The organism is Sphingomonas sp. MMS24-J13 (assembly GCF_044905095.1).
GTDB lineage: Bacteria > Pseudomonadota > Alphaproteobacteria > Sphingomonadales > Sphingomonadaceae > Sphingomonas_I.
Genome location: NZ_CP173258.1, coordinates 1,213,451 through 1,227,656, shown reverse-complemented (window position 1 = coordinate 1,227,656; position 14,206 = coordinate 1,213,451). Strand labels below are relative to the sequence as shown.

The following is a 14,206-nucleotide window of genomic DNA, read 5'->3' as shown; positions in this document are numbered from 1 at the left end:
CAAATGATACTAACGCGCATGGCCGATGACTTGCTCCGTCTCGACGACTTCATCCCTTTTCGCCTGTCGATCACGTCGAACCTCGTGAGCGAGACGATCGCCGGCACCTATCAGGCGCTGTTCGGCCTCACGATCCCCGAGTGGCGGCTGATCGCGGTGATCGCGGAGGAGGAAGGCGCCACCCAGCAACGCATCGGCCAGCGCACCCGCATGGACAAGGTCACGGTGAGCCGCGCGGCGATTGCGCTCGCCGGCCGCGGGTTGATCGAGCGACGGCCCAATGCCGAGGATCGACGCTCGCAGCGGCTGCATCTGAGCGTCGACGGACGGAACCTCCATGCGCAGGTCGCGCCCAAGGCGCTGGAATTGGAGCGCCGAATCCTGGCGCGGTTCAGCGCTGACGAGATTGAGACCTTCACCGCAATGCTGGCGCGCATGGACGAGGCGACGTTGGCGGTGCGGGCGGAAGTTTAAACGGGAAAAACTACGCCTTTAGCGCCGCCGCCGTCCGCGCATCGATCACCCGGTCGAGGATCGTCAATGGCATCACGCCGTCGCGCAGCACCTTGTGGAATTCCTTGAGGTCGAACTTCGCCGCCAACGCCTTCAGCGCCCGCGCGCGGGCCGCGGTCCACGCCATGTGGCCGACCTTGTAGCTGCACGCCTGCCCCGCCTGCGTGCAATAACGCTCGACCTCGCGCTGCGATCGCGGCCGGGCGAAACCGGTCGTGGCGACGAGGTAATCGGTCGCCTGCTCGCGGGTCCACTTGTTGGCATGGATACCGGTATCGACCACCAGCCGCGCCGCGCGGAACAGGAAGGACTGGAGGTAGCCGGCTTTCTCCAGCGGATTGCGATAGGCGTTCGAGCTCGTTCGCCAGCTGCTCGGCATAGAGCGCCCAGCCCTCGGTATAGGCCGAGAAACCACCGGTCTTGCGCAAGATCGGGATATCCTTTGATTCCTGCGCGATCGAGATCTGGAGGTGATGCCCCGGCACGCCCTCGTGATAGGTCAGCGAGGGCAGGCCATATTTGGGCCAGTCGCCGACATCCTTGAGGTTGATGAAATAGATGGCCGGGCGCGATCCATCGAGCGTCGCGCGGCGATAATAACCGTTCGAGGCGCCGTCCTGAATGTCGACCGGGACGCCGCGTATCTCCAGCGGCGCCCGCGGCAGATCGGCGAAGGCGCGCGGCAGGCGGGCATACATATCCTGGATCCCCGCATTGAGGCTGGCGAGCAGATCGGCGCGCCCCTGCACGCTATCGGGGTAAAGCTGGCTGGGATCGGCATTGAGCGCGGTCAGGCGCGCCCCGACGCTGCCCTGCGTCATCCCCTGCCCCTTCAGGATCGCATCGATATCGGCGCTGATCTGCGCGACCTGTTCGAGCCCGAGCCTGTGCACTTCGGCAGGCGACAATTTGGTCGTGGTCGCCTGTTCGAGCGCGAGCGCATAGATCTCGTCACCCTTCGGGAGGCGCCAGAGGCCCGCGATCTTGCTCGCATTCGGTCGCAGCGAGGTCATCAGCGCGATCTGGCGATCGAGCGCGGGATAGACCTGCTGTTCGACGATCCTGGTGGCGCGCCCCGCCCAATCGCCGCCGACGCCCTTGGCAGCGGCGCGGGTGGCGACGCTCTGCACCAGCCCGCTCGATGCCGCCGGCTGCCCGCGCAGCTTGGCCAATTGGCCGAGCGTCAGATCGAGGCTGAAATCGGGTGCGAGGAAACCGCGCGCCGCTTCGGCCCGCTGCACCGCCGTGTCCTGATCGAGCGCGGTCGCGAAACCGGCGAGGCGATCGAGATAGGCTTCGCAGTCCTCGCTGGTGGCAATGCTGTGGGTCGCGTTGAGGAAATCGGGGATTTCGAAATATGCGCCGCCCTGCTGAAAGATGCGGTAGGGCCGAATTGCCGAGCCCAGGCCGAACCGGTCATACGATGCCGTGCGGCTCGCGAGCGTGTAGGCGATCACCTCGATATTGAGCTGACCGGCGGGCGAATATCTCGTCGGGTCGAGCGCCTTGAGCTTGCTCTGCCATCCATGGATCCGCGCCGCCTCGCGCATATCGTCTGCGGCCGAGCGATCGTTGAGCTTGTGCTTGGCGGCGGCGTTATCGCCCTTGTCGAGCCCGAGCGAACTCGCCTGCTCGGGCGAATGGCGGATATTGTCGGCGAAGATTGCGTCGAACAGCGTGTTGAGGTCCACGTCGGGGCTTTGCGCGAGCAGGCGCATCGGGATGGAGGCGGCCAGCGTGGCAACTGCGCTAGAGGTGAGGAACACGCGACGATCCATGAGGCGGGGTCCGATATTTGGGGGAGAAGATGCGAGCAGCTTAGCCTGCGTGATTGCAGACACAACCACCCGTCGCCCCTGCGCAGGCAGGGGCCTATCTCTCCAATCTCCAAGCTGGCTTTTGTTGTAAGAGACATGGGGCCCCGCCTGCGCAGGGCCGACGATTAAAGGTGCTTGCCCTCGCGCCCCGCCAGTTCGACGACATAATGCCATGCCACCCGGCCCGACCGACCGCCGCGCTGGGTGGCCCAGCCGATCGCATCGTGCGGGTCGAAGCTCAAACCGTGTTCACGCGCGTAGCCTTCGACGATCGCCAGATAGGTCGGCTGGTCGACGACATGGAATCCCAGGCTCAGCCCGAAGCGATCGGCGAGCGCGAGCTTGTCGTCGGCCACATCGCGCGGATTGATCGCGCTTTCCTGCTCGGACATGTCGCGCGGCACGATATGGCGGCGATTGGCGGTGACGTGGAGCCTGGCATTGGCCGGCCGCGCCTCGGCGCCACCCTCCAGCATCGAGCGCAGCAGCCGTGGTGCCTCGCTCGGCTCGGCGAAGCCCAGATCGTCGATGAACAGCACGAAGGCGCGCGGGGCATCGGCGATCGCGGCGAATAATGCAGGAAGCGAAGCAAGCGCATCGCCGGCAATCTCGATCAGCGCGAGGTTGCCACCCTCCCCCTGCACTGCGCCAACGCCGGCTTTGACCAAAGCCGATTTGCCGGTGCCGCGCGCGCCCCACAGCAGCACGTCATGTGCCGGCAGCCCGGCAGCGAGGCGCCGCATATTGCCGACCAGAGCCTCCTTTTGAGGATCGATACCTTCGAGCAGATCGAGCCCCAACGGCTCGAACGCGCGCGCCGGCTGGAGCACGTTCTGGCGCCAGATATAGGCCGGATGAGCGAGCGGATCGGCGGTTTCGGGTGGCGGCGGTGCCAGCCGTTCGAGCGCGGCGGCAATACGGGCGAGCAGTTCTTCGTTCATCGCGCCATCGCCTCCAAAGCGGCCCCGTCCAGGCGCCATGGCTGCCAGCCGGATTGGGCACGTCCGCCGATCGCGCGGTAGAAATCCATCGCCGGCGTATTCCAGTCGAGGACGGCCCAATCGATCCGGGCGCAGCCTCGCTTTTGGGCCTCCTGCGCGAGCGCGCGAAACAAGGCACGCCCTGCGCCGGTGCCGCGTGCGGCCTCGGTGACGAACAGATCTTCAAGGTAGATCCCAGGCTGCCCGGTCCATGTCGAATAGTTGAGGAACCACACGGCTATCCCGACGACTTCATCTTCGCTCTCAGCGATATGGCCGAACACCTGCGCATCGGGTGCGAATAGCGTTCGGTGCAACGACTCCTCGGTCGCCTTCACCGCATGGGGCTCATGCTCGTAGGTCGCAAGCGCGCGGATCAGGCGCAGGATGTCGGGAACATCAGCCGGGGTGGCGGTACGGACGATCATGATGCTGCCTCCGTCGAAGGCCCGGGCGTGGCATGCCCGCGCGCTGCGATGAAACAGCCTGCGACGATCAACAGCGCACCCGCTATCGTTACCGGCAACACTTTCTCTCCAAACACGATCGCTCCCAAAATCGCCGCCCACACGAAGGCGGTATATTCCACCGACACCAACAATTGCGCCTCCGCCCGGCGATAGGCCCAGGCGAGCAGCAACGACGAAACGATCGCTAATGCCGCTGCGCCGATGAACACCGGCGCCTGATGCAACGGCGGCACGACCGCTGCAACCGGGGCGGCGGGCAGATAAAGGCAGGCGAAGACCAGATTCATGAAGAAGGTGATCTCGATCGGCCCGGCTACCAGCGCCGATTTGCGTAGCAGCACGATATTGTAGGCATAGAAGAACGAGGCCAGCACGATGGCGAGCGCGCCATGAATCGCCTCCGGGCCGGCACCCTCGTGCGCCTTGCCCAGCACGATCACGATCACGCCGGCCACGGCCAGCACCGAGGCGACGATCGCGCTGCGTCCGATGCGTTCGCCCAGCATCGGCGCCGCCAGGATCAGCGCGATGACCGGCGAGAGGAACGTCAGCGCCACGCCCTCCGCCATCGGCACATGCACGAGGCCCCAGAAGAAGAGCAGGACCGAAATCCCGGCCGATCCGCTGCGTTTGACATGAAGGAGCAGCCCGCTGCGCGACGGCCAGGGTACGCGCATCACGAGCATGAGCATGCCGCTCATCGCCGCGCCGGCAATCGATCGCCATAGCATCGCATTGTAAGCGCCGATCGCTATCGACAGCCCCTTCATCACCGCGTCCATGCACGAGAAGGTCGCGATGCCGATCGCGGCGACGAGGATGGGAATAGCCGCGCCGCGCATCGGCGCGCGCGGAGACAGGCTGGCCATGACGGGTGCCCTAGCGGGACAGACCGCGCCTGTCAGGTGCGATCGTCAGCGAACGACGTAGAGCTTGGGTGGTGCTGCCGGTTCGGAACCGACCAGCCGATCGAGTTGGACCGCCCCCATGCCCGGCAGCCGCTCGACCGACGAAGCCAGTTCGGCATCGACCTTGAAATCCGATCCGAGCCGCAGCCGCACCTCCTGCCCTGCGGCGGCAACGACCAGATCGATCTCGCTCCGCCCGCCATGCGCATCGGCCAGCAATTGCGCCAGCGCCGGCAGGCCGCTCTTGTCGAGCACTGCGATCTCCATCCGCAGCCGCAAGCTGGTCGCGCGGGCATCGAGCGGCTGGGTCGCGCGCACCGCGAGGCGTGGCGTCTCCTCGCCCGGCCGCCGATCGAGTTCGACGTGCAGCAGCAGACATTCGCTCGCGCGCGCCGCCGCCTCCATCGCCTCGGCGGCGACCTCGTCGAAGCAACTCAGGATGAACTGTCCGGTCGAATCGGAGCAGGTTGCCATCAGATAGCGATTGCCGCGCGCCGAGGTGCGCCAGCGCGCATCTTCGATCAAAGCGGCGATGCGCGCCTTTGGGCGCTCGCCAGGGCGGCCGCGCTCGTCACGTTCAACCTCGACCGGCACGTTCATCAGCAGCACCTGCGAATAGGTGCGGGCTCCCTCCGCCTGTGCGGCAAAGCGGTAGCGATCGGTCGGGTGCGCCGAAAAATAGAAGCCGAACGCGTCTTTCTCGGCCGCCATCTTCTCGGGCATCGTCCAGCGCGCGTCCGACGATAGGCGAATATGCGCGTGCGGCGTATCGCCGCCCGACAAAGCCCCGAACAGCCCGCCCTGCCCGGTCTCGCGCTGCTCGTGTGCTTTGGATGCCTCGGCCAGGATCGTTTCGACCGCAGCGAACACCGCTGCGCGATCGGGCGCGATCGCGTCGAACGCGCCGGCCGCGGCGAGGCTTTCGAGCTGGCGACGGTTGAGCAGGCGCGGATCGATCCGGTCGGCGAACTCGTCGAGGGATTTGAACGGACCGCTCGCCGCTCGCTCCGCGACCAATTGTTCCATCGCCTTCTCGCCGACGCCCTTGAGCGCGCCCAGCGCATAACGGACCGCGCCATTCTCGACGCTGAATTCGGCCTGCGCATGGTTGATGTCGGGGGAGGAGTTCGACACCCGAACGGCGCGTATCATCCACCCAGATAGCGAGCTTGTCGGTCAGGCTGAGATCGTAGCACATCGATGCCGCGAAGAATTCGGGCTTGTGATGTGCCTTGAGCCACGCCGTCTGATAGGCGAGCAACGCGTAGGCGGCCGCGTGGCTCTTGTTGAAGCCGTAGCCGGCGAATTTGTCGATCAAATCGAACAGCTCGTTGGCCTTGCCCGGCTCGATCTGGTTGGCGGTGAAGCAGCCCTCGACGAAGCCCGCGCGCTGCGCGTCCATTTCCGCCTTGATCTTCTTGCCCATCGCGCGGCGGAGCAAATCGGCCTGGCCGAGGCTGTAGCCGGCAAGGATCTGCGCGGCCTGCATCACCTGTTCCTGATAGACGAAAATGCCGTAGGTTTCGGCCAGGATCGTTTCGAGCAAGGGATGCGGATATTCGATCGACGCACGCCCGTTCTTGCGATCACCGAACATCGGGATGTTGTCCATCGGGCCAGGCCGATAGAGCGAGACGAGAGCGATGATGTCGCCGAAATTGGTCGGGCGCACGGCGGCCAGCGTGCGGCGCATGCCCTCCGATTCCAGCTGGAACACGCCGACCGTGTCGCCCTTCTGGAGCAATTGGTAGACCGCTGGATCGTCGAGCGTCAGCGCGAGCAGATCGAGCGTGACCCCCTTGTTGGCCAGCATCTCGACCGCCTTCTGCAGCACCGACAGGGTCTTGAGGCCGAGGAAGTCGAACTTCACCAGCCCGGCGCCCTCGACATATTTCATGTCGAACTGGGTGACCGGCATGTCGGAGCGCGGATCGCGATAGAGCGGCACGAGCTGGTCGAGCGGGCGATCCCCGATCACGACGCCGGCGGCGTGCGTCGAGCTGTGGCGCGGCAGGCCTTCCAGCTTCATCGCCAGATCGAACAGATGCCTAACCTGCTTGTCCGATTTCACCTCGGCAGCGAGTTCGGACACGCCGTTGAGCGCGCGATCCAATGTCCAGGGATCGGTCGGGTGGTTGGGGACAAGCTTGGCGAGGCGATCGACCTGGCCATAGCTCATCTGCAGCACGCGGCCGGTATCCTTGAGCACGGCGCGCGCCTTCAACCGCCCGAAGGTGATGATCTGCGCGACATGGTCGCGGCCATATTTGCGCTGGACGTAGTTGATCACCTCGCCGCGCCGCGTTTCGCAGAAATCGATGTCGAAGTCGGGCATCGACACGCGCTCGGGATTGAGAAAGCGTTCGAACAGCAGCCCCAGCTGGAGCGGATCGAGATCGGTAATCGTCAGCGCCCAGGCGACGACCGAGCCGGCGCCCGATCCGCGGCCGGGACCGACCGGGATGCCCTGTTCCTTCGCCCATTTGATGAAATCGGCGACGATCAGGAAATAGCCCGGAAATCCCATCTGGACGATGACGTTGACTTCGAACTGGAGCCGCTCGCGATAGGCGATGCGATCGGCCTCTGGCATCGCCACCTTGTCGAGCCGGGCTTCGAGCCCGGCGGCGGCGTCGTCGCGCAGCGCCTGTTCCTCGGCGGCACGATCGCCGGCGAGGCTGGGCAGGATCGGCTTGCGGCTCGGCGCCGCCACCGCGCAACGCTGCGCCACGACGAGAGTGTTGGCCAGCGCCTCCGGAAGATCGGCGAACATTTCCGCCATCGTCTCGCCCGACTTGATCCACGTCTCCGGCGAGGAATGGATGCGATCGTCGGCGACGAGATAGGCGGAATTGGCAATGCATAGCATGGCATCGTGTGCCGGATGGAAATCGGCTTCGGAATAGGATGCGGGGTTGGTGGCGACCAACGGCAGATCGCGCGCATAGGCAAGATCGATCAGCGCCTCTTCGGCCGCCTCTTCGGTCGCATCGCCGCGGCGCGACAATTCGATATAGAGACGATCCGGAAACAGCGCCTGGAGCCGATCGAGGTAGCGCCGCGCCTCGGCCATCTGTTCGCCAGCGACCAGGCGGGCAAGCGCCCCTTCCCCGCCTGCAGTCAACGCGATCAGCCCCCCCGTGCGCCCCTCCAGGGCGTCGATCGGCACATGCGCATCCTCATGCACGGGGCGATCGAGATGGGCGGCAGACACCAGCGAACAGAGGTTGTCGTAACCCTTCTCGTCCTGTGCGTAGAGCGCAAGCCAGTCGATCCGAGGACCTTTGTCGTCGGCGACATTCGGTCGCGCCACGCCGAGCAAAGTGCCTATAATCGGCTGCACTCCGGCTTTCTTCGCCGCATCGCTGAACGCCATCGCGCCATAGAGGCCGTTGCGATCGACGATCGCCGCCGCGGGAAAGCCGAGCGCTTTGGCGCGGCCAGCCACTGCCTTGGGCTCGATCGCGCCCTCGAGCATCGTATAACAGGAAAATATGCGGAGCGGCACAAAGGGTGTGGCCATGCCCTTATGTAGGCCCACGGCGCTGCATTTGGAAAGCACGGCGGCGATGCTATCCACAGCTTAGTGGTTCAGGCGGGAAAAAATGATCGAGATCGTGACATTCGGCTGGGTGCCGTCCTTTGCGCAGGGTTTGGGGCGCGATCTGCGCGTGCGCTGGGCGCTGGAGGAGATCGGGCTCGATTACACCGTCCGCTATATTACCTTCCCGGATCGCGACACGGCGGAATACCGCGCGCTCCAGCCGTTCGGCCAGATTCCCGTCTATATCGAAGACGGTCTGGAGATGTTCGAGACGGGCGCGATCCTGCTGCACATCGCGGAGAAATCCGAAGTGCTGATGCCGATTGATCGAGAGGGCGTCGCGCAGACCCGGATGTGGATGTTCGCCGCGCTCAATTCGATCGAACCCGCGATCCAGTTCCTGCGGGAGATCGAGCACTTTCCAGCCTACAAGAATGTCGGCAAGCCGATCCGCAAGCCGCTGAACGAGAAGGTCGAGCTGCGACTCAAGGCGCTGGTCGCAGCGCTGGGCGACAAGGAGTATCTGTGCGGGCGATTTACCGCGGCCGATATCCTCATGACGTGCGTGCTCCGCATCCTGCGGATCGGCGCGCTGCTCGATCCGCATCCCCAGCTCGCCGCCTATCAGGCACGCTGCGAGGCCCGCCCGGCTTTCCGCAAAGCGTTGGCGGATCATATGGCGGCGTTCGCCGAACATGCCTGATCGCTTGAGCCGGGGCTGCATCGCTCTATAGGGGATGCGGCTGTGCGGGCGTGGCGGAATCGGTAGACGCTACGGACTTAAGGCCAATTGAGTGCTCGCGGGGAAACCCGCGATGCAGAACTGCTCAAATTCGGGGAACCCTGTGAAATGGCGATCCCGAGCCAAGCCTTTGGGGTTCGCGCCCTGAAGGAAGGTGTAGAGACTAGACGGGCAGCACCTAAACCCCGGCTTCGGGGCATGGTGAAGGGATAGTCCAGACCCCGAACGCCCGGCCGCGACTCGTGCCTGGCCGGCGGCGGCGAAAGCCGTGGAGGGTAAGAAAATCCGTCGGGCTTTTGCCCATGGGGGTTCAAGTCCCCCGCCCGCACCACCATTTTCCGATGCCTGAATCGCGGTGCCGGGACGCGCATCGCGCTATAATTGCTGCACTCGCGAAGGCGTTCCGAATGACCGGCGCCACGAGCCCGCCGCGCTTGCAACTCCATCAATCTGGCGTTCATCCGAGCAGGAGCTTAGGCGCGGCGCCATTTCGGCGACGATCCGGCGGGGGACGGACCTACATCTCTTCATCGGGACAATTCCGTATGTCCACTCTCAGCCTCTTCCGCGGTTTCGAAGACGATATGAAGCGCGCTCAGACCGCGTTCGACAAAAGAAAGCTCGAAGACGGCCTGGCGATCCTTGATCGGTACAAGGGCCTCCTTTCGATCGATACCAAGTTCATGTTCCTCTATTCCCAGCTTCTGAACGCTCAAGGCGATGTCGCCCAAGCTGAGACCATTTTGACGCGGCTTGTCGGCATGGAGCCGAGCAATTCGGCAGCGGTGGTGTTGCGTGCGCAATGCATGGCCGGGCTTGGTCAGCGCGCCGAAGCGCTCAAGTCGCTCGACGAGGCGCGCAAGGCCTACCCGAACGACAATTCGATCCTGGGCAATTACCTCGCGCAGCTGCTGACCGAGCAGGGGCCGGCGGCTGCTATTGCTGTGCTGCGGCAGGAATTTCAGCATCGCACGCCGCCGCGTCGGCTCGACACCGCGATCGAGAAGCTTCGCCAGAAGGCTTTGTCGCTGTACGATTCAGCCGAGCTACGGAAGCTCGATCCCGAGGACATGCTCGAGCTTGAGATCAAGGAAGAAGGCGAGGGTTATTCGCTGCGGCTTATTTATGAGTTGTTCGAATCCTGCGGCGCCAATTGCGAGCTGGGCTTCGTTCAGCGGCGCAGCGGCGCAGAGCCGCTCTCCTTGTTCCGGTGGACGTTCATCTCCCCGGAAAAGCTGATCGAGATCCTGGCCTGCGATCTGGAAGGCTATGAGCGCCCCGATATCTACACGCTCCATGGCGACACGCAACGCGAGTTCATCCTCTCGGAGAGCCTGTTCGGCACGAAATCGCATACCGGCGTCTATGACGGCGATATCCCGAAGGAAGAATTCCTCGATCGTCTGATCCGGCGGCAGGGCTTCCTGAAGCGGAAATTCCTCGCCGACGCCGCACAGAGCCGCAAGATCTTCACCTACAAGGGCAATGATCCGCTTACCGAAGAACAGATGACGGGGATCGAGGCGCAGTTGAACCGTCTCGGCGTTCGCCACGTCCTGTTCGTGATGCCCACCCAGGAACCCGACAAGGCCGGTACTGTCTCGATCGTGTCGCCGGGCCGGGCCGTCGCGTATCTGTCGTCGGTCATGCCGACCATCCAGTATGAAGAGTGGAGCAAGATCGCGATCGCAACCTACGATCAGTTCCTGCGCAACAGCTAAACAGCCTGACAGGGCCATGCCCCGCCGGGGAGGGCGCTTCATCGAAGCGTCCGCCCCCGGCGCGATTTTCGGTCGCAACGGAGCGGAACGACCATGAGTGAGCAAGAAGTCCATGACGAGCTCGAGGCGCTGTTCCGCCGCGTGCTGCGGACCCCGGATCTGGTGCTGACGCGCGATATGGTCACCGGCGCGCACCCGCGCTGGGATTCGTTCGCCAATGTCGAGATCCTGCTCGGATGCGAGGAGCGATGGGGTTTCGAATTCGACACGTCCGAAATCGATTCAATCCGCTCGTTCGGAGACCTGCAAGATGCCATTGTCACCCGTATCGGCTGATCTCCATCCGCTGATCGGGCGGATCGAACGCCATGCGGAGGAAACGCCCGAGGCGATCGCGCTTGTCTGTGAGGGATCGGAAACCTCCTATGCGGAGCTGTGGCGCCGCGCATTCGACCACGCGGGCGAATTGCAGCGGCGCGGGGTGCGCCGCGGCGATCGTGTCGCGATCGAGGGTGAGCGGCTCCCGCAACAATTCGTCAATCTTCTGGCGGTGCTGATTGCCGGTGGCATCTATGTTCCGCTCGGCGAGAAGGCTCCTCCGGCACGCCGGGCGACCGTCGCCGCCGATTCCGGCGCGCAACTGCTGCTGTCCGCCGACGGCGGCATCACGCCGCTTGGTACCGCAACGTCCGAAGCGACGGACCTGCCCCCCGGATACCTGCTCTACACGTCGGGCTCGACCGGTGTGCCCAAGGGCGTACTGGTCACGCTCGACAATCTTCAGTCCTATGTCGACAACGTCCAGCGCCACTATCCCCTGGCTCCGGGGGCGAAGGCCGGTCAGATCGCCGATCTCGGTTTCGACGCATCGGTGCACGAAACATTCGGGGCATGGTCGGCCGGGGCGGCCTTGTGCGTAGTGCCGACCCGCCATGTGCTGATGTGGCCACGCTATTTCCGCAATCTCGGTATCGAAACGGCCTTGCTCGTCCCGTCGCAGGTGCGTCTGGCGCATCAGGCCAAACTGCTCAAGTCGGGCTCCCTCCCCGCGTTGCGCCGTGTCTATCTCGGCGCCGAACTCGTGACCGGCCAAGTCGTGCGGCTGCTCCACGAGGCTGCGCCCGACTGCCGCTTCGTCAACCTGTGGGGCCCGACCGAGGGTACGGTGGCCCTGACCCACAATCCGATCGATGAGATTCCCGCCGATCATGAAGGCGTGCCGATCGGCCGCGCCTGGCCCGACCATCGGGTCGAGCTGGCCGATGCCGAGGACGACGTCGGCGAGATGGTCGCGGCCGGCCCACAAATCTGCCGCGGCTACTGGAATTTGCCGGAAGCCAATGCAGAGCGCTTCTTCGAACGGGATGGCGCGCGCTTCTATCGCACCGGCGACCTTGCCCGGCGCGATCCGTCGGTGGGCTACGTCTTCGTCGGCCGGCGCGACCGGCAGGTGAAGATCAAGGGTCACCGCATCGAACTGGAGGAATGCGAGCGCGCGATCCGCCGGCTAGCGGGCACAGGCCATGCGTTCGTGGTGGTCCACAATGGCGAACTCGTCTGCTTCGTCGCCGACGGCATCGCGCTCGACACGCTGGAAGCGGCCTTACGCGCCGATCTGCCGACCTACATGATCCCGCAGCGCTTCATTGCGGTGGCGAGCTTCCCGATGACGCAATCGGCCAAGGTCGATCTCAACAGCCTGCGCGCAACCCTGCTGGAGGCTTAAGACCGGCAATTTCCGCGCAGTTCTGGTTATCTGGAAGATCCGGCGACGGACATCGCGACGGCTGCGCTTCAAGGTGGCCTCGCTACAGCCGCCAGAACATCGTGATCGAAGCGACGTGGTTCATCCGCTGCCGTCCGCCGGCATCGTTGACGAGGTGGTTGAGATAGCCGACCTCGACGGTCGACTTGCCCTTCACCGGGATTTCGACGCCGGCGAAGCTGCGTAGCTGATCGAAGCCCTTCCGCGCGCCCCAATCGGTGTCGTCAAACGCCACGAAGGGCTCGGCCCACACCAAAGCGCGCGGCGCCTCGGGCGTCGTGATCGGGTGGACGTAGCGGATCATGTCGCGCAGACGCCAGCCTGCATCATCGCTATCGAGACGCTGGCGATGCTCGATTCGCGTGCGCGAGGACAGCGTGCCACGGCCGATCCGGCCGATGGTCCAGCTTGCCTGGCCGAAGATGCGGTTCTCGTGCCGGTCAGCGCCATGGCGTACGGGCGTGACGATCCGTGCATAGCCGCCGTAGAGCGTGAGCGCGTCGGAGAATTTCCAGCCCGCCGCCGAACGCAGCAGCAGCGCGCCGACGCGTTCGGCCCCGTCCGCCGTGCGCGGCTGGACCTCGACGAAGAAGGCGAGCTTCGGCCCGAACGTGCCCATCAGCGTGGCGTTGAGCCAGACCTGCTGGTCGACGACCGTCTGGGCAGAGGCGGGAGCGATGGCCGCGAGCGTGGCGGCAAAGGCAATGGCGGGCTTGAACAAGACGCGGTCACTCGGGAGATAGGATTGAAGTCCCCGCCCATATCGGCCGCTCTGTAACAAAGTGATGCTGGAGCGTTACGTTTCCTGAACGGCGGCGCGAATGGTGACCGCATCGCCGGAAAGTTCGGCATCGCAGACCATGCCAAGGGACGTCCGCCGCTGGCCGGCCCTGACAAGAAATTGGTGCGGGCGGTGGGGGTCGAACCCACACTCCTTGCGGAACCGGATTTTGAGTCCGGCGCGTCTACCAGTTCCACCACGCCCGCACGGCCATGATTCTACGGCGCCGCTCTCCCTAAAGCCAATCGTCATGATCGCAAGAGGTGTTTGAACCTCGCTCGCAATGGATAGCAGCGGCGGGAGCCGCCCTACGGCTGCTCCCGCCGGGGCCAACTCATTTTGCCGGCGCCACCGGCGGCGGGGGTGCAACGTCGCCCGGAGGCGGCGGGGGTGGCGCATTGCCCGGCGGCGGCGGTGGCGGGCCGCGACGATCGTCTTCGGGGCCGGCGTCGCGGCCATGCTCGCGCGGGCCGTGGCGGCCGCGCTCGGCTCCGCCGAGCGCCGTAACCTTGCCCCCGGCGTCGACCAGGAAGTGCGCATGGAGGATGCCGCGATCGAAGCGGCCCTGCACCGTCAAGGGCGCGCCGACCGGCGCAAGCGAGCCGCTCTCGCCCGCCGGGCCGGTATCGACCAACGCGCGCCCTGCCCCGTCATCGAGCACGAACTTGTTGCCGAACACTTCGGCGACGCGCCCCTTGGTGGTGACCACGTCGCCGTCGGACGTCAGCGCGCGGATCGCAACCGGGTGGAGCGGCGCCATTTCGATCGGCGGCTGCATGGTGTGGCCGGCGACCGTGCCGGCGACCCCGCCGACCGCCAGCAAGGCCGCGCCGCCCAGCGCCAGCCCCAATCTGGGCGACAGCCCGAAGCGCCGCGATCCTTTGCCGGTGTCGATATGACTCATGGTAGAAGCTCCTTCTGCTTGGATGGCCTGCTTCTACGCTGCAGATCCCGTCGCCCGCTGA

The 14,206-nt window shown here is 65.0% G+C and carries 10 protein-coding genes, 1 tRNA gene and 2 pseudogenes; 5 read left to right on the top strand and 8 right to left on the bottom strand.

All coding sequences use genetic code 11. From position 1 onward, the window contains the following. Positions 1-18 precede the first annotated feature (18 nt). A complete protein-coding gene (locus tag AB4Z44_RS05650; protein ID WP_404713088.1) occupies positions 19-474 on the top strand; it encodes a MarR family winged helix-turn-helix transcriptional regulator in 456 nt (151 codons plus the stop codon). A gap of 10 nt (positions 475-484) precedes the next feature. Here AB4Z44_RS05650 and AB4Z44_RS05645 read toward each other — a convergent pair. The 5 genes and pseudogenes from AB4Z44_RS05645 to dnaE form a co-directional block, all read right to left on the bottom strand. Further along, positions 485-2,291 (bottom strand): annotated as a pseudogene (locus tag AB4Z44_RS05645) (DUF885 domain-containing protein). 164 nt (positions 2,292-2,455) lie between these two features. Continuing rightward, positions 2,456-3,271, bottom strand: a complete 816-nt coding sequence (locus AB4Z44_RS05640) for an ATP-binding protein (RefSeq protein ID WP_404713087.1) — start codon at positions 3,269-3,271, stop codon at positions 2,456-2,458. Then, positions 3,268-3,738 carry a GNAT family N-acetyltransferase gene (locus AB4Z44_RS05635; RefSeq protein ID WP_404713086.1) on the bottom strand — a complete coding sequence of 157 codons (471 nt, stop codon included), beginning with the start codon at positions 3,736-3,738 and terminating at the stop codon, positions 3,268-3,270. Before AB4Z44_RS05635 ends, AB4Z44_RS05640 begins: the two co-directional genes overlap by 4 nt. Beyond that, entirely contained in the window at positions 3,735-4,649 is a 915-nt protein-coding gene (locus AB4Z44_RS05630; protein WP_404713085.1) for a DMT family transporter, read from the bottom strand. The genes AB4Z44_RS05635 and AB4Z44_RS05630 overlap by 4 nt, the downstream gene beginning before the upstream one ends. A 45-nt stretch (positions 4,650-4,694) precedes the next feature. Continuing rightward, positions 4,695-8,211, bottom strand: a pseudogene (gene dnaE / locus AB4Z44_RS05625) (DNA polymerase III subunit alpha). An 82-nt stretch (positions 8,212-8,293) separates the two neighbouring features. Between dnaE and AB4Z44_RS05620 the strand changes: the two are divergent. The 4 genes from AB4Z44_RS05620 (at position 8,294) to AB4Z44_RS05605 (ending at position 12,421) form a co-directional block, all read left to right on the top strand. Then, the gene (locus AB4Z44_RS05620; RefSeq protein WP_404713084.1) at positions 8,294-8,935 is read left to right on the top strand and encodes a glutathione S-transferase family protein; all 642 of its coding nucleotides are present in this window, start codon (positions 8,294-8,296) and stop codon (positions 8,933-8,935) included. A gap of 584 nt (positions 8,936-9,519) precedes the next feature. Further along, positions 9,520-10,695, top strand: coding sequence for a tetratricopeptide repeat protein (locus tag AB4Z44_RS05615; RefSeq protein WP_404713083.1), 1,176 nt, complete (start codon positions 9,520-9,522; stop codon positions 10,693-10,695). Positions 10,696-10,788: 93 nt separating this feature from the next. Further along, positions 10,789-11,031, top strand: a complete 243-nt coding sequence (locus AB4Z44_RS05610) for an acyl carrier protein (protein WP_404713082.1) — start codon at positions 10,789-10,791, stop codon at positions 11,029-11,031. After that, complete coding sequence (locus AB4Z44_RS05605; protein ID WP_404713081.1) at positions 11,006-12,421, top strand: amino acid adenylation domain-containing protein; 1,416 nt, start codon at positions 11,006-11,008, stop codon at positions 12,419-12,421. Before AB4Z44_RS05610 ends, AB4Z44_RS05605 begins: the two co-directional genes overlap by 26 nt. Before the next feature lie 82 nt (positions 12,422-12,503). Here the strand turns inward: AB4Z44_RS05605 and AB4Z44_RS05600 are convergent, their stop codons facing one another. From AB4Z44_RS05600 to AB4Z44_RS05590, 3 genes are all read right to left on the bottom strand, one after another. Beyond that, complete coding sequence (locus AB4Z44_RS05600) at positions 12,504-13,181, bottom strand: DUF2490 domain-containing protein (RefSeq protein WP_404713080.1); 678 nt, start codon at positions 13,179-13,181, stop codon at positions 12,504-12,506. Between the two features lie 181 nt (positions 13,182-13,362). Continuing rightward, positions 13,363-13,447, bottom strand: a tRNA-Leu gene (locus AB4Z44_RS05595). A gap of 128 nt (positions 13,448-13,575) precedes the next feature. Continuing rightward, positions 13,576-14,145: a hypothetical protein gene (locus AB4Z44_RS05590; RefSeq protein ID WP_404713079.1), complete on the bottom strand. Its 570-nt coding sequence runs from the start codon at positions 14,143-14,145 to the stop codon at positions 13,576-13,578. Between the last annotated feature and the right edge of the window lie 61 nt (positions 14,146-14,206).